This window comes from Cryptobacterium curtum DSM 15641 (assembly GCF_000023845.1).
GTDB lineage: Bacteria > Actinomycetota > Coriobacteriia > Coriobacteriales > Eggerthellaceae > Cryptobacterium > Cryptobacterium curtum.
Map to the genome: position 1 here is coordinate 1590614 of NC_013170.1, position 19990 is coordinate 1610603.

At 50.9% G+C, this 19990-nt stretch carries 12 protein-coding genes and 1 tRNA gene; 2 read left to right on the top strand and 11 right to left on the bottom strand.

The genetic code is table 11. From position 1 onward, the window contains the following. Window positions 1–33 precede the first annotated feature (33 nt). The 10 genes from CCUR_RS07360 to CCUR_RS07005 form a co-directional block, all read right to left on the bottom strand. Window positions 34–3117, bottom strand: coding sequence for an AMP-binding protein (locus tag CCUR_RS07360; protein ID WP_015778937.1), 3084 nt, complete (start codon window positions 3115–3117; stop codon window positions 34–36). A 26-nt stretch (window positions 3118–3143) separates the two neighbouring features. Continuing rightward, complete coding sequence (menB, locus tag CCUR_RS06965) at window positions 3144–3983, bottom strand: 1,4-dihydroxy-2-naphthoyl-CoA synthase (RefSeq protein ID WP_015778938.1); 840 nt, start codon at window positions 3981–3983, stop codon at window positions 3144–3146. Window positions 3984–4051: 68 nt separating this feature from the next. Next, complete coding sequence (locus CCUR_RS06970) at window positions 4052–5194, bottom strand: alpha/beta fold hydrolase (protein WP_083771599.1); 1143 nt, start codon at window positions 5192–5194, stop codon at window positions 4052–4054. 15 nt (window positions 5195–5209) lie between these two features. Continuing rightward, the gene (menD, locus tag CCUR_RS06975; protein WP_015778940.1) at window positions 5210–7771 is read right to left on the bottom strand and encodes a 2-succinyl-5-enolpyruvyl-6-hydroxy-3-cyclohexene-1-carboxylic-acid synthase; all 2562 of its coding nucleotides are present in this window, start codon (window positions 7769–7771) and stop codon (window positions 5210–5212) included. Continuing rightward, on the bottom strand, window positions 7771–9027 hold the full coding sequence (locus CCUR_RS06980) for an isochorismate synthase (protein WP_015778941.1): 1257 nt from the start codon (window positions 9025–9027) through the stop codon (window positions 7771–7773). Before CCUR_RS06980 ends, menD begins: the two co-directional genes overlap by 1 nt. A 41-nt stretch (window positions 9028–9068) precedes the next feature. Continuing rightward, the gene (locus CCUR_RS06985) at window positions 9069–9722 is read right to left on the bottom strand and encodes an HAD family hydrolase (RefSeq protein ID WP_015778942.1); all 654 of its coding nucleotides are present in this window, start codon (window positions 9720–9722) and stop codon (window positions 9069–9071) included. A gap of 72 nt (window positions 9723–9794) precedes the next feature. Further along, window positions 9795–9869 (bottom strand) — tRNA-Gly (locus tag CCUR_RS06990). Between the two features lie 113 nt (window positions 9870–9982). Continuing rightward, window positions 9983–10132, bottom strand: a complete 150-nt coding sequence (locus CCUR_RS07575; RefSeq protein ID WP_015778943.1) for a DUF5679 domain-containing protein — start codon at window positions 10130–10132, stop codon at window positions 9983–9985. 131 nt (window positions 10133–10263) lie between these two features. Further along, window positions 10264–13899, bottom strand: a complete 3636-nt coding sequence (locus tag CCUR_RS07365; protein WP_015778944.1) for a hypothetical protein — start codon at window positions 13897–13899, stop codon at window positions 10264–10266. Window positions 13900–13965: 66 nt separating this feature from the next. Further along, window positions 13966–17097, bottom strand: a complete 3132-nt coding sequence (locus CCUR_RS07005; protein ID WP_015778945.1) for a helicase C-terminal domain-containing protein — start codon at window positions 17095–17097, stop codon at window positions 13966–13968. Between the two features lie 88 nt (window positions 17098–17185). On the opposite strand from CCUR_RS07005, the gene CCUR_RS07010 reads away from it, so the two are divergent. Beyond that, window positions 17186–17833: a hypothetical protein gene (locus tag CCUR_RS07010; protein ID WP_015778946.1), complete on the top strand. Its 648-nt coding sequence runs from the start codon at window positions 17186–17188 to the stop codon at window positions 17831–17833. Here the strand turns inward: CCUR_RS07010 and CCUR_RS07015 are convergent. Further along, window positions 17830–18771 (bottom strand): D-alanine--D-alanine ligase family protein, encoded by a 942-nt coding sequence (locus CCUR_RS07015; RefSeq protein ID WP_015778947.1) that lies wholly within the window; start codon window positions 18769–18771, stop codon window positions 17830–17832. The two genes, CCUR_RS07010 and CCUR_RS07015, sit on opposite strands and share 4 nt — an antisense overlap. Window positions 18772–18873: 102 nt before the next feature. Here CCUR_RS07015 and rlmN point away from each other — a divergent pair, with 102 nt between their 5' ends. Then, window positions 18874–19929 carry a dual-specificity RNA methyltransferase RlmN gene (gene rlmN, locus CCUR_RS07020; protein WP_015778948.1) on the top strand — a complete coding sequence of 352 codons (1056 nt, stop codon included), beginning with the start codon at window positions 18874–18876 and terminating at the stop codon, window positions 19927–19929. Window positions 19930–19990 lie beyond the last annotated feature (61 nt).

Consider the following 19990-nt stretch of genomic DNA (forward strand, 5'->3'; position numbering starts at 1 on the left):
CGAGTATGATTATTTGCGTGCAGGCCGTTCTTCTTATTCGTATACCCGATGTTCAACGGCAATCTCGTCAATTGTTTCCTGGTGAAGCGCACAGCCCAAACCGACAGCCTGCTCAGGGGGATTAATCTCCAGCATGCCCCGCTCAAGCGTAAGCGGCGGTGTCGTTATCTCGGTATCAAAATATCGAGAACTTGAAGAAATATCGCCTGGTACCAACATGCCAGGCAGCGTCGCAAAGGCCGCATGCAATCGCTTACTGATGCCGGTATCGTACATACCGCCCATCCAAACAGCAACACCACGTTCGCGTGCCCAATAGTAAAAATCGAGGGCTGGTTGTACACCTCCAAACTTGCCAATTTTCATGGCAACGCACCGCAAATCTGGATGATTGGTTACTATGCGACGCAGTTCATGAGCATCTGTCCAGCTTTCATCTAAACAGATAGGACAAGCCAATTCGCCTTGTAAGCGACTTAGACGTTCGAACAGACCTCGCGGTCCAACCGCTGGAGCCTTATGCGGGTCAAGCGGTTCTTCGATGCAGGCAATATTTAGACGTGACAGTTCTATAAGCGTTTCCTTATCAGCCTCGGTAAAACTCTGGTTTGCGTCAAGCAGGAGTGTCAGTCCTGGATATCTCTCACGCACTTTGCGTACTATCCGCAGATCATGGCCTGGCTGAATTTTTAATTTAACGCGCGTATACCCCGTCTCAACAGCACGAGAAACACTATCGAGCACAAGCCGCGTGCTCGCAATGCCAACCACCGCGCCGCCTGCAACCCACCCCGGTGGCACAGGATGTGAAGATGACGCTTCTGTTGTTTCCAGTCGTCCATCAATAAGCTCGCGTACACTTTTTCCGACGATCGCGCCGTAAAGATCCCACAGCGCCGGCTCCACCGCAGCACAAGCCAGCGGATGAGATCTCATACTCTCAGTGGCATTACTGTCATTGGCAGTCTCAGCGACATCGGTAGCATTACTCTTTTTAACAGCATGGGCATTGCTAGTGTCAGGTTTATCATCAGCGTCATTGCTGGTATCCACCCCGTATTTATCCTGAAAAGCTAGATACTTACTCACTTGGAGAGGATGAATAAACGTCTTCCCAACAATACACGGCACGATGCGCTTTTCTATAAACTGCAAGTCGTCTTCAATGGTCTCTGGCCCGTACCACGGAGTAGAAAAAGCCACATCCTCGGCAATTCCGGTATGACCGTGCGCATCACACACGGCAACAATAAGCGATTCTCGTTCCTTAAGCTGTGTTTTTGCAGTCCGCGTATCGACCATTGGCTGCTTGATACGCCAAACATCAAGACGAGTAACAGCCAGCCGTTCGCGATAGATAGTGCGCAGCGCAGCACGATCGACCTTGCCAATACCGGTGCAGGGAAATTCAGGCACAACAATAATGTCTCGTGGCTGATAGAGGCGCGACAGGCGAACAGAAAGCTCTCGCCGAATGTCATCCGCAAAGGCAATCTCGTTAAAGCCGTCTTGTTGGGATATGTAGGCGGCTTCAACAAACGCAACCGGGCGCCTCCCCCACACCTCATCTTCTGCCCCAAATACAAATGCGTCAGTTACCCCCTTGTAGGCAAGTAACTTTGCACGAATTTCTTCCGGGTAAATGTTTTCACCGCCTGAAACAAACATGTCGCCAGTACGCTCTGCAACCTGTAAGCGCTCCTCAACGAGGCGAGCTCGGTCGCCCGTTAACAGGCATCCATCACGAGTAAAGGTCGCCTGCGCGTTCACATATTCCGAAATAACGCCTGGTCCGCTGACTGCCAACTGACCAAAGCCTGACTCGTCAGCATCGACAATGACTGCTTCATATCCAGGCAACAGGTGCAGTGTTCCATCGAAGTTGGCTGTCAGCCGGGCGTTCGCAATTTGGCTGCATGTTTCGGTCATTCCGTAGCTCACATACACCCGCGCATTCAGACGGCGGGCAACATCCAGCGTAGTGGTGTTAGGAACTGCCCCTCCAAGCAAAATACACTGATAGCGCTGCAAGATACCGGCCGCCTGTTTATTGGCGTCTGCGCAGTTCAAAAGATCGCGCAGAGTCTTGTCGACAACAGATATATGGGTGGCTCCAAACCGATCAGCGTCTGCCAGAACAACCGAAGCATCGAAGTTTCGATACAAAATAAACGGGGTGCCACTTAAGAGCGACCGAAAGATAATTTCCATACCGCCCACGTGATAGAAGGGTAACGTCGCCTGCCAAAGCACTGCTTTTCTACCACTGGAAACAGGGGCATTGCCAAGAGTAGCGTCGTCCATGAGGGGAAAACTGGTATTAAGAACAGCATCATTATTAGCGGCAGAAGGGTTATTGATGCTAGAAAGGCTATCGGAAACAGTAAACCCATCGAAAGCAGTCTCACCAAGAGCAAAATCACTGCTGTAATAGACACCATTATTAAGAACAGCGTTTGAAGCAGCTGCCGCGCCGAGGATGTTTCCCCAACTAAGAGAAGCAGCTTTAGGTCTGCCTGACGTTCCCGAAGTAAACATCACAACCGCTCGTCGCTTAAGATCAAAGTTCGTGGCTGATACACTCGAGCATGTATCCACCTTAGCGTGCAAAATGGGCTCTTGCGCATCTTGCGCAATAGTGCTCGTATCCAAGGTTGACTGTGCAACAAAACTGGTGGTTGTTAGACGCGAAGTCTCGTGGTCTTGCGACCCTCTTTTGTCTCTTGTGTCGCTGTGGGTCTGCGGGCTAGCACCGTACAGTGCATTCTCTATGCTACGAATGGGTCTATCGGTACTCGGCAGCACGCTTTCGATACTGCGAATACGATCGCATTTTTCTTCTTCGGTTAAGCGGGCATTAAGCGCCACCACGGTAAAGCCACCGTATGCAGCAGCAAGCAACAGTTCCACAAAGGCGACGCTATTTTCTCCGTCAGTCGATACCCAACCGCCTTTTCCTACACCTGAAGCGGCAAACAACTCTGCGCGCTCTTTAGCAGAAGCTACCAGTTCACGCAGCGGTATTACACGATACGCATCAGTTGCATCGATAAGGCCTATCGCTTCCGGCTGCGCAGCCAACCTCTCTTCGATTAACCGAATAATATTCAACTCCACGGCAGCTCTCTTCTCTGTCTACCTTCTTAGGGAAAAACTGGAAACTGAGAGAAGTCGGGCTTGCGCTTTTCTTTAAAGGCGTCGCGACCTTCTTTTGCCTCGTCAGTGGTGTAGTATAAAAGGGTTGCATCCCCCGCTAATTGAGCCAAGCCCGCGTATCCATCTGTCGCAGCATTGAAACTTGCCTTCATAAAGCGCAGCGCAGTGGGACTCCACTGCAGCATTTCGCGCGCCCATGCAACACATTCATCCTCGAGTCTATCGAATGGCACCACTTTATTTACCATGCCCATTTCCTCGGCTTCTGCAGCAGTATATTGACGACAGAGATACCAGATCTCACGTGCTTTCTTTTGACCAACGATAGCCGCCAAATACGAGGCGCCATACCCCGCGTCGAAACTGCCCACTTTTGGCCCGGTCTGCCCAAACTTAGCTGTCTCAGCCGCAATAGACAGATCACACAGCAGATGCAGAATATGACCGCCGCCAATGGCATAGCCGTTAACCATAGCAATAATGGGTTTGGGCACCACGCGCATAAGCCGCTGCAGATCGAGCACATTAAGCCGCGGAATATCGTCTTCACCAACATATCCCCCATTGCCGCGAATCTTCTGGTCGCCACCGCTGCAGAACGCTTCGTCTTCATGGCGACCTCCATGATTCATACCGGTAAGAATAATGACACCCACCCGGGAATCATCGCGGGCAAGTGAAAAGGCATCGAACATTTCACTCACCGTGAGCGGAGTAAAAGCATTGCGTCGCTCGGGACGATTGATAGTGATCTTAGCAATGCGATCAGCGGTTTCGTAGACAATTTCGCGATAGTGCTTTTTTTGAACCCATTGGATGTCACTCATGGGTCTTCCCTCCTTGAGATACTGGCTGACGTATTAACATTAGCTCCCGCAGTTTGTATTCCTCGAACTTATGGAGTGCCTCGAACCAAAACGTCTTCTGCTATCGCTGCGATACCGCGAGCGAATTCTTCCGGGGCTTCCAAGTGTACGTTATGCCCCGCTTCAACCGGTACAAGCTGTACCGAGGAAGCATGCGATGCAAGACCAGCGGCAACGCGCGCATACTTGCTGTCCTTCGTACCATATACATAATGCACAGGTACGGAAAGTGAGTTAAGCATACTACTTGTTTCAGCCGCAAGAGGCATGGTATGAGCGCCCGCTGCGCGGCAAAGTGCTGCCAAAATATGAGAATCGCTTTCCATGCGCATCAGATGTTGCATCTGACGGATCTTTTGCGGAAGTGCCGCCTGACTTGCGAAGATTGGCAGCGACTCCCACCATGCCACTGCATCCGCCATGGATGTAGCCTCTTCAAAGCGTCGTGCCCAGCTTTCGTTGCGCGCTGCTAAACGAGCGCGCTCAGCAGCATCAACAGGTCCGATACCTGCACTTTCAAGCACCAGCGCATCGACGTCATTTTCGTAGCGGCGCACATACTCTAAGGCCGCACGCCCACCAAGTGAATAACCAACCAGTAAAAGACGAGGTTTGGTTGAAAAGAGCTCGGTGAGTTTTTCTCTTTCACGCTCAACAAGCTGGTGTGCTGTATCTGCCAGTGCCGACAGGCTCCATCTTTCTTGCAATTTCTCTTCTACTAGCAGGTGCTGCTTTTCCTGTAGTTCCTTTTTTACTGTCAGACACTGCCCGTCTTGCGATCCCTTTTCCGCCGACAGACGCTGCTCTTCTTGCAGCTTTTCTTCTGCTGGCAGATGACATCCACCTTGAAATTCCCCTCTTTCACACGCAAGACCGTCTGGGGTTATAGACATCACTGAACTCAAGAGGGCGCTCGGGTCGGTAAACACTGCTGAATCTGCAGGTGTGTTTGAAATTGTAGAGCTACCAGAACCGCCAAGTTCGCCTAAAGTGACCTCTCCCTCGATAAATAAAGACGGCGCATAGGTTGCAAAGAGCGGCATAGTATTCTTTAGATTACTCGCCGAATCGCTTTGTAACGCAACCAGTTGAGCTCGGACAACATCCCACGTACGACCATACTGCATAAATCCATGCAAGAAGACGACAAGCAGCGGCGCTCTCGATTGCATACCTATCTGCACGGCCTACCGATATGAACGGTAGCGATCAGCCACGCCCGCAAGAGGCACCGGAATGTCGATCACGGTGATGCCCGGTGTCCCGAGACAAGAGTCATACACCCGCCTGAAATCATGCACACTTTCAACGCGACGATAATCAGCCCCAAACGCCAGCGACAAATGCTTTACGTTCATGTTCTGTGGCGTTAAAAACAGTCGCTCAAAATAATCTTCTGTCGACTTCTGTGGAAGCATATCGAAAATAGCGCCCCCATTGTTGTTGAGCAGCACAACAACAATACACGGCATATGTCCTTCACCACGCGCTTGACGAATATGCATTTCATTCTGAAGTGAAAGGGCATTTGCATCATGAAGAAATGCCAGATCACCAATAAGAACAGTGGTCTGTTCAAAATCTTGCGCAGCACCAAAAGCGGTCGAAAGCGTTCCGTCAATACCGTTAAGCCCGCGGTTGCACAGAAGGCTCAGATGCTTATCCGACCGCCGATAAAATGTATCAATAGCCCGAATACTCATGCTGTTAGCGCTGAAAACAAGAGAATCGGCAGGTGCCATTTCGAGCAACTTCGCCACATAGGCGCCCTCGAAATCGTTATTCTGCGGTTGATCAACAAGTTCGAGCTTCTTCGCAGCAGCATCGTTAGCAGCTACCCATTCACGGGCGGCGGCGAGCGATGCCCCTTTCTTGGTGGGCAAGTCAATTAATGCTTGAGCACATACCACTGGCAGAGTGCGCACTAAGAGATCGGTTCCTGCCGTGAAGTCGCGAGTGTCCCGCACGTCAGCTACTATCTGCACTGGTTGCTCTGAAGCGACCAGCTGGGTAAGACGCTTGGAAATAGGCCAGCGACCAAAGCGAATGACTACCTCAATATGCGGCGCATCGCCACCAAGCAGGGTATCGTAAGCATCAATAATGAATGGGTCATCATAAGACCGCAGCCCTGAAAGCGGATCAGCTAAAAGAGGAATATTTCTCGTGTGCGCAAACTCAATGAGAACGCGGGCATCCTCTTCGCTGTTGATGGACCCTTCTCCGCAAACCGCCACGCAACGTTTCCCGTGAAACACTGAAAAAATGCCTTTTGCGTCCCGCGGGTATAGGCCCTGTCCAGGCGCAATCGTGGGAGGTAGCGGATTTGCTGGTGGCAGACTCTGAGTCGTAGTTGAAGCAGGAATCAGCGGTTCATCGAGAGGGAAATTAAGATGAACGGGACCAGCATCAGAGCTCGTACAGCCCGGGTGAGAACCATACGCCGCCACGCAGGCTTCAAGCGCTATCTGCCGGGCTGATCGCAATACTGCAGCGCTTGCCGAAGGAACAGGCATGTTGGCAAAAAAGCGGACATGATCGCTGAAAAGCTTGATCTGGTCGCACGTCTGAGGCGCTCCAAGATGTTGTAGACGCGCAGGACGATCGGCTGAAAGGAATATAACTGGTACACGGCTTGATTCTGCTTCGAGTAAGGCCGGCATCCAGTTTGCCGGTGCGGTACCACTTGAGCAGATTACTGCCACAGGGCGCTTGCGTGCTTTGGCTAAGCCAAGAGCAAAAAAGGCAGCACCCCGTTCATCGACATCAACATAAACTTGTCCAAAACGTTCAAATGCCTTCATGGCCAAGCCGGTTGAACGGCTTCCCGGGCTAATAACATAGTCGGTTACACCGCAGCGCGCCATTTCGGAAAAGAACATATCGAGATATGTAGCAAGCACCTGATCAGCTTTGTCATCAACATCGACAATGCACTTACTTTCCCGCACCTTGTCGACAAGTGTATTCTTCCAGGCCGTTTGTGCTTGTACGGGTGCATCAACCGATGCCAGTTGATCCATCTGTTCAATCTGGTCTCCTTGTGAAGAGGTAGCAGTCTGCTGGGGAGAGCCGCCTTCCGCAGATTGAATGACTTGTGCAGGTTGGCTCATTTGCTCAGAAGCATCAACTGCCTCAGAAGGGCCTGTTTGTGCAGGCTGTTTTGCCTGGTCGAGAAGGCCATCGTGCACAGGTATCTCAGCGCTAGTGTCAGTTGTGCTGGTGCGCACTTCCTCTGGCACATTGTCAGCTGGAGGCTCAGCATCGACCGGGGACTCTGCTGACTCATCAGCAGCTGATAGTTCACTGCGAGCTTCTACTCGCGTGTCACCAATTTCTGATGCTATTTCTAATTCGTCATCAGCTTCTGGCTCTTCGCTTCCGTCGTCATGAAGGCGATCGATAGCTCGTCCCGCATCGGCCGCCATCTGCTGAGCAACAGCAGCGTCAGCAATCACTGCTTCGCCCGACTCCTGCTGCGCCATTGCTTCACGAGCACGTTCAATAGCCGAACGCGCTGCCCGATTATGATTGACAACAGCCTGTGCTTCCTGGCCGATATCGAGCATCCGTGCTTCTTGGTTAATATCGAACGTCGACACTTCTTGATCTACATCCGGCTTTATCGCACGCCCTCGTTCACGCGCAATAGCACGTTCAGCGGCCTCGATAATGCGCCGATCAATCCCCGTTAATTGTGTAGCCATCGGACGCGTTGATTCCGCGTCTTCTTTCGACTCGACAATCACTATTCCCTGCCCCCTTCAAAGGCTGAAAGAATGGTCTTCAACTTCATGTCTATCTCATCGTATTCCTCATCGGCATTGCTGCCCTCGACGATACCGCAACCGGCATAAAGCCATCCGTCCTGACCATCAAAAACGCCGCTGCGAATAGTTACTGAATATTCTCCTTCGCCATCAGCCGTACTATATCCGACCGATCCCCCAAAAAGGCCACGATTATACGATTCGATCTCGCGAATAAGCATAAGCGCCTCACCAACGGGCAGCCCAGAAAGAGCAGGGGTTGGCATGAGCTGAGCGGCCAATTCATCAAGGCGGTGACCCTCCATCAAGCAGGCGTGTGCGGGAGTCTGCAAATGCTGCACCTGAACAAGCTGTTTGAGCTGCGGAATTGTGGGAATGTCGACCTGATAACAATTACGCTCAAGCACCTGTCGAATAAAACCAACAACTGCTTCATGCTCACGTCTATTTTTTTCATCAGCAAGCAATTGCTGTCCCAAATTATCTGTTTCTTGGTCGGTTGCTCCCACTGGTGCCGTTCCGGCAAGGCATTCACTTTCCACCTGACCGGCGCACACACGAACAAGCAACTCTGGCGTACAGCCACAAAAGAAAACATCACCGTACCGATATAAAAAGACACAACCCTTCGCTGGTCCGTCGATAAGATTTACCAGCACGTCTTTGCTTGAAAACCGACGCTGAGCATGCAGGGGAATCCGCCGAGATAAAACCACTTTCGATAGACGCTTCTGCTTAATAGCCTCAAGAGCACGTTTTACCTGGCCAGACCATATCTGACGATCGTCTTTACCAACCTGATACGGAATACTCACGCAAGCGTGCTGATACGGGCGACTCGCGGCCTCAGCAAACCGCTCGACACGACCGGGGTACACCGGTCCAAGACTGTTAACCTGAATAAAGCGACCGCTTTCGGTTTCTATAAAAACAAGTTCAGGAACCATAAAGGGAACCTGAGGAAAGCTTGCAAACAAATCATCAAGCGGTTTGGGATTCGTTGCGTCAAACCGATTAAATGAAAAAAGAATGGGCGACAGTGTCTTCGGCCCTTGAAACACGGGGTCGATATCGGCAAGAGCAGGCACCGCAATGCAGCGACCCAAGCCAAGAAAGCGACGGGAACAGTCTTTACAATAATAGACAAACTGATCGGTAAAGCCATCCTGCACGTTGCAGAAGGCATCAAGCACCGCACCTTCAAGAGGCATCGTGTACGTGTAAAGCTTTGGCATGCAAACGTCCTTGTTGAGGGTGATTTCGCCCTATTCTAACATCAGCCACACGCAAACCGAACGATATCGTTCGCCGCTTGCACCACCTTATCCGCCCCGGCTGCTATAAGACTTGCAGGAGGATTATATCCCCAGGTAACCGCCCAGGCTTGCACGCCGGCACGGTGCGCAACCTCCATGTCTGTTGGCGAATCTCCAACATAAGCGGCTTCTTGCGGCCGACAAGCAAGTTCACTCAGCGTACGCAATAAGCCCGTTGGGTCGGGTTTACGCGGTATTTCAGGACCCTCGCCATGAACGATATCGAACAAGCCGGGGAAATAACGCGTTACAACTTGCTGAGTACCAGCATCAAACTTATTAGAAAGTACTGCGGTTTTAATACCTGCCCGCCGCAGATTTGCAAGCATATCTTCTATGCCGGGGAAATAACTGGTAAGGGTATCCCCCATTACTGGATAGAGCGCACGCCAATGATCCAGCGTCCGTAAAAGATCCTCTTGCGAGGTCCCCGCAGGAAGTGCCTGGCTGATCAGCGATTCAGCGCCAAGACCGATATAGCTCAAGATTTCATCACGGCTATGAGTTGAAAATCCCAAATCACTCAGGGCTTTGTTAGTGATGACAACCAAATCAGGAAGGGTATCAAGCAGGGTTCCATCCAGATCAAAGATCACTGCCCGCACTGTACCCATCCGCTTGCTCCTTATTCCCGATAGCACCTTTTGATAGCAAAAACCCCGCATAAAGCGGGGCTGACAATCGATTGGAGCGGGTGACGGGATTCGAACCCGCGCATACAAGCTTGGGAAGCTTGTGCCTTACCACTTGGCGACACCCGCAATGCGAAGAGCATTATAGCAGACACGTTTTGCCAACCCGTTGCAACTCGACCACTAAAAAACCGCCCACCTTTCAAGGCAGACGGCTTTTCTTTATTGCAAAGATATGTAGGCTATTTCACAGAGCCGATACGGCAAATAGTAGTGCCACAGTCTGGACATTTACCCTTTACGATCGGCTTACCATTTTTTGTTGTGCCCTCGACGGGATCCTTCATGATCTTCTTCGCCTTGCACTTCATGCAGTACGCTTCTACAGCCATGAAATAACCTCTTTTTCGTTCCCTTGTCTTTCTGCCTGCGCTTAGCTGATGTGGCTAAGATAGTACCAATTATACTCCTTCTTCATAAATCTCCAGTTAAAACAGGGAAAACACTAGAAATCTATATGTGACTAAATATTTTTAAGTGTGGCGAGCACATAATCTACACTGGTTTGCAGTGCTTCAGCGTCAATATTCTCCACAACATCATCGCCTTGCCCCAGCCCTGCTGGCTTACCCGCCGCCATGCCAGCGACAGTTACAGCCTGCAAGCCGTTCTTCATGGCGACAGACGCAGCGCTATCTCGCCAGTCGATTTTCGCTGAAGCTGCCAGGATGCCCGAAGCCTGACTTGCCATGCGCAGATAACGCTTCACGCGCGCGGAAAGCTTCCGCGTGAGAACCGCACCTTCTTCGTCGATATAGCTTAGCGTGCCACCGCCAAGCGATTCGAGGTTTATCACGATAGAGCCACGGAGCTCCGCGTGATGGTCGCGCAAAAACGCTTTCATGCCGGCATTTCCGTCAACCGACGAACCAAGCGCGACAAGCCACACTTCAACAGTAACGTCGGTACCGCGCAAGGCGTAGATCTCTTGCATTTCATCAGCAACCGTTGGGGAAGCCTGTGAACCTTCAGAAGCCGCGCTATCACCCGCAGCAAGACGGTCTGCCATGCGTGCAACCTCAGCAAATTCAGGGGAAACACCTTCGTGTGCCGCACGAGACCGTGTCGGATGTTCTGGTTCGATAGGTGCTTCAGCAGCGCCCTCATCGGTTTCACGCGCATATGAAGCACGTGAAACAAGATCACTCGCAGCCGCCCGAGCACGCGAGAAAGCGCCGCCATTCCAGCGTTTATCTTCGTCGTCATGATCCCATTTAGACTGATCGTACGAATCCGATGAGTCCTCCGTGCCACGCGAGGTTTGATAGTCGCTTCCCTCCTGGAAACTTTCCCATCCGCCGCGCGCTGCGCCTACTTCCCTTGGATTGAAGTCGTCTCCAATATCAAGCCACTCGGAAGTACTTTGCTCCTCGACATCCTTTTTACGACGCCCAAATAAACGCGAGAAGAAGCCGCGTTTTGTGGGCATTTCCATATATCCAGGACCCGCAAACGACCCGGTCTGGGTAGCCTGCGATTCGTAATCGGAATCGTCGGCATCGTCAATATAGAGTTCATCTTCAGCCACATCAGCGACGAGTTCGTCGCCAACAGGCGCAAACGAACCCGTCGCTCCTGCTGAAGCAAAGGACCCAGCAAGGCTCACGGTACTGTTGTTGTCACGTTCGTTCGCAGAAACGGCCGAAATAGAACCGCTCATCGATGGAAGGGTATTGCGCAGAGCTGCTTTCTTATTATCCATCTGCAGCATGTCGAGAGAAAGCGCGCCCGTCCCGTCGGGATTTACACGCGGAATGCGCGAAGACAACAGTGTTTTGGCAGCCGTATCAGATGAATCTTCTGCGGCAGCAGCCAGGGGAGCCGGCTGCTTCATATCACTTGGTGCCGGTGGAACGTCGCTTGGTGCTTCTAGATTAGGCAGAGCCGATGCATTGATGTCGGGGTCCTCAGAAACATCAATCGGGCGCATTGCAACGGTTGGCTGCGCTGGAGACGCAACGTTCCGTTGGCCTGCAGTACGTTGCGAATCGGTGGCGCTCTGTGGTAATGAAGTATCTTTCAAAGCAGTAGCGCCTTGTGATGGTGAACGACGATATGAAACAGAAGGTCTCGCAGCGCGTTCACGAGCAATGGTGGCATCCGATACATCATGATCGTTAATAGGTGCGCGTGGATCCACTTCATCATGATCGACAAACTGCAAAGATGGGTCGTCTGTTCCGTTAACTACCACTCGGTCGCCCCCGCGACGGACCGCAGGCATAACACGGCGAGAGGGTGCTTTTTGCAGTTGTTCTACACGACTAAGGTTCTCCGCTCGCTGTGGTTGTTGCAATGATGAAACATCAAGAGGAGGCATGGCCGTTGTCTGACCCGCATCACCGTTACTAGCGACATCAACACTGCTGGGCGCGCCCGCAGCCACCACTTCCTGCTGGCGAGGTGCAGACACCATGGGTGTTTGAGATTGACTATTAGGGAGACTCTCTGATCTGGGGGTCAAAGGAGTCGCTGCGTGAACATTCTGGCTGGAAGGGATAGCACTGAAGTGATCAGTTGCCGAAACACTTTGGTCACTCGGAGAAACATTTCGGCATTCAGTCACAGAAGCGTTTTGAGCAGCAGAAAGAGCGCTTGCGTTGTTTGCTTTTTCTGGTGCTGTTGGTGCAGCCACTTCCCTGATTGACGGTTGGAAGGCTTCAGCATAAGCACGCGCTTCGGTACCAAGTACCCGGTTTGCTTCGTTAAAATGAGCGCTGCTTTCCGCCACTGCCGCATCAAGAGCATCAGCATACCGTGAGCGTTTGGCAGGTTTATCTGCCTGAGGGCGTTTTGCTTTTTGTTGCGCAGCTTTATACCAATCAGGAACGGTGGACTGTTGACTGGTGCTATTGGCAGGCTGCTGGCTGTTCAGAGCGGACGACTCACTCATATCTGGCTCAGCAGTACGGCCATGCGCAGACTGACCTGCTTCTTCATCGCCATTACCTGTTAGCGCAGGGACTGCTGCACCATCCAACATAGATGCCGGCTGATCAGCTGGTTTTCTTTCCTGGTCGTGCAATTTTTCCTCGACAGCAGCAGCGCGTTGCAATTGATCGTGCGCGGCCGCAGGAACATCAGTCGGAGCTACTTCATACACAAGCTCGGCACCTTCAGGTACAACACCAGCTGCTTCAGCAGCTGCCGCGCCGTGAATAACCGTGTTCTCTGAACTGTTTTGTACAGAGCTATAGGGAACATCCCCGGTCTGATCAACAACACTTGCTACAGAATTACTAGGCACATAACTATCCTGCATAGCATTGTCTACTACAAAATCACCTGGCGTAGAGTCATCTGACGCAAACTCAGCTGATGAGAAACCGTCCTGTCCAAATTCATCTTGCATATCCTCATCAACAGCAGTTCCTGCTGAGGAACCAGACAGGCGACGAGCTAATTCAACAAGTACTGCTGAAGCCGATGCATTGTTATTGGCTCCTTCGTTGTAAGCCGCTGCCCGATGCAAACCAAAAGAAATGGCCGGAGCAAGAGCAAGCACCGCAGCAATTACGAGAAGGACGGCGAAAACCACAGCCCCTGCCCCTGAGGGATGCACAAGACCCTGAAGTAACCAGAGTATGGGCAAAATCGCCAGCGCCAGATAGGCAGATTTTTGAATAATGGAATAAACCTGCGTACCGAGACCATTGAGATCGGAAAGAACTTTGCCGGTGTCGTAGGGCGCCACAATAATAACTTTGCGATGACGATGAACAGCCACTTCGCCTGGATGATACCGTACAACGACGTTTTGACTGATCCCCCGCTGAAACAAGCGAGAAAGAACGGGTTGCCCAAACATCTCTGCCGCTATCAGACCCGCTGCAACTAATGTAAGTGCAAATGCGAGCCATGTCATCATGGGCAGAAGCAGAGCAATAACGGTTACAAAGACCGCAACCCCAAAGCAGATTGCTTCAATAATCCCCGGTTGAGAATTGCAGGCGAATTCTTCCACCTGAGCACGCAGCCCTGCCGTAGCACGAAACTGCTGAGCCAGGTATTCGCTCGCTCTCTGCTCTTCTTCCGTGCCCGCCGGTCGGGGGCCGATTTCCTGAGACAGATATGCGATATCATCCATCATTGTCGACATATATGCGCCTTTCGGTCAGATAGCGGTACCGCGCAGGTGGCGTCCTGCATGAGTATACGCTATTTCCTATCTATCCTGCGATAATGCCGCAACCACTTCACGAGCGGACAAAATTGTTATATTGCGACTCGGCATAGATTTTAGAAAAACCTTCCCATAGCCCTTTGTTACTAAGCGCCTGTCAGCCAAAATAAGAGACCCTGTATCGTGCGCTGACCGAATGAGCCGTCCTGCAGCTTGCTTTGTTTCAATAACCGCCTGAGGAAGCACATAATGCGACCACGCCTGGGCATCCATCTGCGCACGGGCGCATGAGAGTGGGTCGGTCGGCTTGCTAAACGGCAATTTGGGAATGACCACCGTCTTGAGCGTCGCGCCGGGAGCATCAAAACCTTCCCAGAAGCTCTTAAGCGCAAACAGTGAAAGATGCTCATCGGCGATAAATTCATCGCGCAAGCCTTTTACTGAAACGCCCCACTTCTGACACACAACTCGCAGGCCATCACCCTTAAGGGCTGCTTGAACTGTACTGTGCGCTCGCTCCATTTCCCGACGATTTGTAAACAGAGAAAGGGTTGAACCTGCACTTGCCCGATGAATATCAATAAGAAGCTGTTCGAGAGCTGCAAGATATCGCGCGTCGTTTGGTTCTGGCATATCCTCGACAACATATATCTTCATATTTTCATCGAAGTCATAGCTGGACCCTAACTGCAAATGCACGGTCGCGCGCTCCCCTTCTTCAGAAAGGCCCAACGCCGTAAAGAAAGAATCAAACGCATTAGCAATCGTCATCGTTGCAGAGGTAAAAACAATGCTATGAGTCCGCGCATACAGACGTTCAGCAAGTTCATTACCCACATTTAACATAAGAGCATCGAGCTTTTCTGACCTGCGTGAATACGTATTTTTTTTGCGCGCAAGCTGAACAGAATAGGCAAAGGTATCGGAACCTTCAAATACAATCAGCTCGATTGAATTAATGACATCCTTCAAATAGAGGGCCATTGAAGCAATATCGCGCTGAATGGCGGCAGCTCCTTTAACATCTTCCATGAGCCCCACCATCTCTTGGCATGCTTTGATAAGCTTCTCAGAGGCATCAACAAGAGCGTGACCTGCCGTCGAAAGACTCTGAAATACTTCGCTTGAACGAACTTGATCGTTAATCCATATATCAACAAGGTCATAGCTCTTTGAGCGCGATGACGTATCAAAATAAAGAAGACTCTCAGCTGCCTGGGTGAATTCATCGACCGCGCAAGCAAAAGCATCGCCGGCGCGTTTCGCTTTACCGCTCAAGGCAAATAAAAGCGTGTCTCCGCCAGATAGCCCCGTCTGACCACTGATTGGATCATTCTGACTCTTCAGGGTTAAGTCATCGCGCAGCAGCGCGGTTTCATCAAGGTCAGCGGTAACTGTTGATGCGAATGCATCTTCATTAGCATCAATTTTGCCCACAAGCTTTCGTTCTGCCTGATCAAATATCGTTTGACCCATCGCAGAAGACGGGCTCACCCGCTGGGCACGCCGTGCTAACTCATCAAGTTCAATACTACTGCCAAGAGCACGACGTGCCTCTCCCTCTGCATTGTGGGCCTCATCAATAACCCAATATCGAATAGAAGGTAACAATCCCCCATCGGCCGCAACATCACAAAAGAGCAGGGTTTGGTTTGTCACAACAATATCTGCTGCTTCAGCTTTAAACCGAGAGCCATGTACGTAGCACCGCTGTCCGTAAAACGGGCATTTCTTGCGCAGGCAATCGTGTGACGTCGTAGTAATTTCATATCGTGGCATCAGTCGGTAATCCACCCGCATGCCATCGATGTCTTCATATTCACTTTGTTCGATAAAGGAAAGAACACCCGCCAACGCAGGAGCTTGAGACAACTCTCGGTCTTGCACTGTTTTCATGTGCGGTCCTGTCTGCATAAGGCGTTCTACCTTACGCAAGCACAGGTAATGCGAAAAGCCCTTCAAACTGCAGTAAGAAATACCCCCAACCGCTGATGACAAACGTGGTAATTCGTGATGCATCAGCTGGTCAAGCAGTGCATTTGTTTTTGTCGCAACACCAACAGTAATACCGTTCTTCTGAGCCGTAAACACTGCTGGCACAAGGTATGCCATCGACTTTCCTACCCCGGTGCCAGCCTCTACTGCAAGATTCTTTCCGGTTGAAAAAGCATCGTTAACCGCTTCGGCCATCGTGACCTGCTCGTCACGTGCTTCAAATTCTGGGTATATCTTTCCAACTGGACCAGCCGAAGAAAATGCTTCGCGAATCTCAGCTGATGAAGCAAATTGCAAGCCACGCTGAGGGTCAGCTGCGAGCGTTTCCGCATCCACCCGCGGTGAACCCCATTCTTGCTTAACGGTATGATTGCGTAGTGCACGCAGGTCAAAGTGGCTTTTTTTGGCATTCATGACGCTATTTGTGGGAATCGCCATACCATCTGTCGCGACACTATCGGTGGTGTCACCTGTCGCACTGTTCAGCGCATCCTGCGAAGCAAACTGCTTAAATACGTGCACCGTCGGCCATTCTTCTTCAGTTGCCATTGCAGCAATTTCGTCGATAAGACCTTGGGACATAGCGTCGACGGCAGCCAAAAGAATACGAAACACCGCGCAGAGTGCTTCAACGTCAGCATCTGCTCGGTGAGTCGACAGGGGCGCATCAAACGCACGCACAAGGTCGAGCAAGCGGTGAGACTTTAACCGCGGCAAGGCAATACGCGCCAGATCAAGCGAATCGATCCATATGTTATGAGTAAGCGATTCTCCCGTTGCGGGCTTGGTGCAGAAATGTTTGTCAAATGCAGCATTATGCGCAACCAAGCAGCTTTCCCCCACAAAGTCGACCAGTTGGAAAACGGCCTCTTCGGGGCTGGGAGCATCAGCAACATCGCTCTCATAAATGCTGGTGAGATGAGATATCTCTTCAGGAATAGGTCGACCGGGGTTTACAAAGGTAACAAACCAGTCGACAATCTTTCCTTCTACCATGCGCGCTGCAGCGATCTGCGTTAGTTCATCACGAACGAACGAGATGCCCGTCGTTTCGGTATCTATCACAACAATATCTTTATCAAGTACACCGAAACGGCCAGTTGCTGCGCGGTCTTTTAGTGCCTTATAGCGCTCGACAATCCGATGAGGCGTCGTTTCAGTGAGGTATTTTTCTATCATGTCCCTCTGCTCCAGCTACCTTATAACCTTATAACCCTATCATGAAACATGCGACGTTTTTCTTGTCTGTCCGCTGCAAGGAGAGAGCATGCCTCAAATCCCCTTTTTTGGCACGTATGCAACGTTCACTGTTACCGACAAAACACTCGTTGGCACCCTTCTGGGCGCCGACTGCATCGTCGGCGACGAATTGACTGCGCACGAAGAATGGGAAAACGGGAAACGAGTCGTCGTTATTAGTAACAAATTTGGCTGTGACCTTGGTTACATACAGAACGATTTCTTTATCGAACAATTCAGCTTAGCGCATGCGCGCGGATGGCAGACCTCACTGCGTCTTGCCTCTTTGTACTTTGATCAAAACCCTCATCCCGGTACATATGGTGGAGAAGTAGTATTTCTTGCTTTTGAACAAACCGTTGCAGAAAGCTTCATCGCATTTAGCCAGGTAATCGGTCAAAAACTTGCAAATGGGATCAGGCCTACTGTCGACCTTTCAAGCTACGGTGTTGAGCAGGTTATTGCTTCGCAGGGTCAGTGGGTTCCCAATACCCGACAGGCCCCGCTTCAAAAAGAAGGACGTATCTTCCTTAAAAGCGAACGTTCCCTAAACGAAACACTGGTCGATCTTTCCCGCCGGCGCGCGCCTGGATGCCTTATAGCTGGGTGGGGCTTCATCATTTTTCTTATTCTTGCACTGCTGTGGGTAATTCACCTGATCACCGGTATTTTTTAACGCTCAAGGGCAAGCTCAATCAAACGAGTACACAGCTGAGGAAAACTCATCCCTGCAGCGCGACCCGCATCGGGCAAAAGAGATGTTGCTGTCATGCCCGGGATGGTATTTGTCTCAAGTACCCACGGTGTCCCATCAGCAGCAAGAATGACATCCGATCGCGAAACACCACAGCAGCCAAGTGCTTTATGTGCTTGAACAGCTACCTGTTGAACAGCAGTAGTTTGTTCATCAGTAAGTCGGGCAGGGCAAATATGCTGTGAGCCATCGGCAGCATACTTTGATTCAAAGTCGTAGAATTCGCCAAGCTGCGGAACAATCTCGATAACAGGCAAGGCTGAGGCATTTTCGTTTCCAATAACCGCAACAGTTAGTTCTGTACCCGCCATAAACGTTTCGATTAACACGGCATTGTCAAGCTTAAACGCTTCAGTAAGAGCCCTATCAAGCGCTGACGGTCCTTCAATAATACTAACGCCCAGCGCACTTCCTTCAGTCGCTGGCTTTACAACAAGATGATTGCCAAGTTGTGCAATAACAGTAGCAGCATCAACGCTTTCATTGCGATGGAGGGTAATCGATTGCGGCGTGGGAATGCCGAACTCGCGATAAAAGACCTTTGCTTTCACCTTATCCATTGCCGTTGCACTCGACCAAATACCAGGTCCAATGTAAGGCAGCCCAATAGTCTCCAAGAATCCTTGAATCGCTCCGTCTTCCCCTCCCCTGCCGTGAAGACAGAGAAAAGCTACATCAAAAGGCTGACTTACTAACTGAGCAAGGTCATCTTTTTTGGCTGGATCAAGGACCTTAACCTGAAATCCTGCCTGCTGCAACGCATCGGCAGCCCCCCGACCGGATGCAAGAGATATCTCCCTTTCATCACTCGTTCCCCCTGCGAGGAGAGCAACCTTCATTTGCTGCGGATTCAATCCCATGATTCCTTCTTTATTTGGCGGTCGATAAAAAGGGAGCACAATTCCTCCCTAATTAGCAAAAAGTATAGCAAACAGTTTTTGTGAGTTCCTATAATACGCAGCATGAATACGTCAATCGATGCATACTCACTTGAGAGGCTAACGTCATCTCTTACCGAACAAGGCTTGCCCGCATTTCGTGCGCGCCAGATTATCCGCTGGGTCTATGAGCGTGGAACCCTGTCTTATGGCGAAATGACCGATCTTCCCCTTAGCTTACGAAAAAGCCTTGCTCATCAAATGCCTTTTGCTCCCCCACGTATCATAGATCGACAAATCTCGCGTGATGGCGCACGAAAATACGTGCTTGCCTTTTCCGACAACGCCGAAGTGGAAACGGTTGCTATCCCCTCGCGTACCAAGACCGCTGAAGGAACGCCTGAGCATCTGACGGTTTGTTTTTCTACCCAAGTAGGATGTCCGATGGCCTGTTCATTCTGTGCGACGGGAACCGAAGGACTAACGCGCAGTCTCCTGCCGGGTGAAATGGTTCAACAGCTTCTTACCGTTCAGCGAGACATGAATATGCGTGTCTCACACGCTGTTGCTATGGGACAGGGTGAACCATTTCTCAATTACGATAATCTCGTTGCAGCGCTTGAGATTATTAATGAGCCCCTCGGTATTGGGGCACGACATATTACCGTCTCAACGTGTGGAATACTTGCTGGAATCGATCACTTCGCTCATCTTTCCCAGCAATACACTCTCGCTCTTTCCCTTCATTCAGCTATCCAGGAAAAGCGCAATCAACTGATGCCTCGTTGCTCAACCGTGCCGCTCCCCCGCCTTAAACAAGCACTTAAGGAATATGCCCGTGTTTCAGGAAGACGACCAAGCGTTGAATATCTCATGATCGGTGGAGTTAACGATGGAACTACCGATCTTGAAGCGCTGTCCTCTTTTTGTTCGGGACTTTTCGTTCATATCAATTTGCTTCCAATGAACAATATAGAAGAAAGCCCTTTCCGACCTTCCCCACAAAAGACTATGAAAACATGGAAACAAGTACTCGAGCAGCGAGGATGGGAAACGACAATCAGATCGTCGCGCGGGAGCGATATCGATGGGGCGTGCGGGCAACTCAAAAATAAATTACAAGGTCTCAAGACAAACTAACGTACTGAGATCCCCTCTAACGGGGAAATTCTACTCTGATGAATAAGGAGTCATTTAATGG

Excerpts from the sequence above, each read along its gene's own strand:
- menB (WP_015778938.1), bottom strand. The coding sequence starts at position 3,983 with ATGAGTGACATCCAATGGGTTCAAAAAAAGCACTATCGCGAAATTGTC.
- CCUR_RS06970 (WP_083771599.1), bottom strand. The coding sequence starts at position 5,194 with ATGCAATCGAGAGCGCCGCTGCTTGTCGTCTTCTTGCATGGATTTATG.
- CCUR_RS07010 (WP_015778946.1), top strand. The coding sequence starts at position 17,186 with ATGCCTCAAATCCCCTTTTTTGGCACGTATGCAACGTTCACTGTTACC.
- CCUR_RS07365 (WP_015778944.1), bottom strand. The coding sequence starts at position 13,899 with ATGTCGACAATGATGGATGATATCGCATATCTGTCTCAGGAAATCGGC.
- CCUR_RS07575 (WP_015778943.1), bottom strand. The coding sequence starts at position 10,132 with ATGGCTGTAGAAGCGTACTGCATGAAGTGCAAGGCGAAGAAGATCATG.
- CCUR_RS07005 (WP_015778945.1), bottom strand. The coding sequence starts at position 17,097 with ATGATAGAAAAATACCTCACTGAAACGACGCCTCATCGGATTGTCGAG.
- rlmN (WP_015778948.1), top strand. The coding sequence starts at position 18,874 with ATGAATACGTCAATCGATGCATACTCACTTGAGAGGCTAACGTCATCT.
- CCUR_RS06985 (WP_015778942.1), bottom strand. The coding sequence starts at position 9,722 with ATGGGTACAGTGCGGGCAGTGATCTTTGATCTGGATGGAACCCTGCTT.
- CCUR_RS07015 (WP_015778947.1), bottom strand. The coding sequence starts at position 18,771 with ATGGGATTGAATCCGCAGCAAATGAAGGTTGCTCTCCTCGCAGGGGGA.
- CCUR_RS06980 (WP_015778941.1), bottom strand. The coding sequence starts at position 9,027 with ATGCCAAAGCTTTACACGTACACGATGCCTCTTGAAGGTGCGGTGCTT.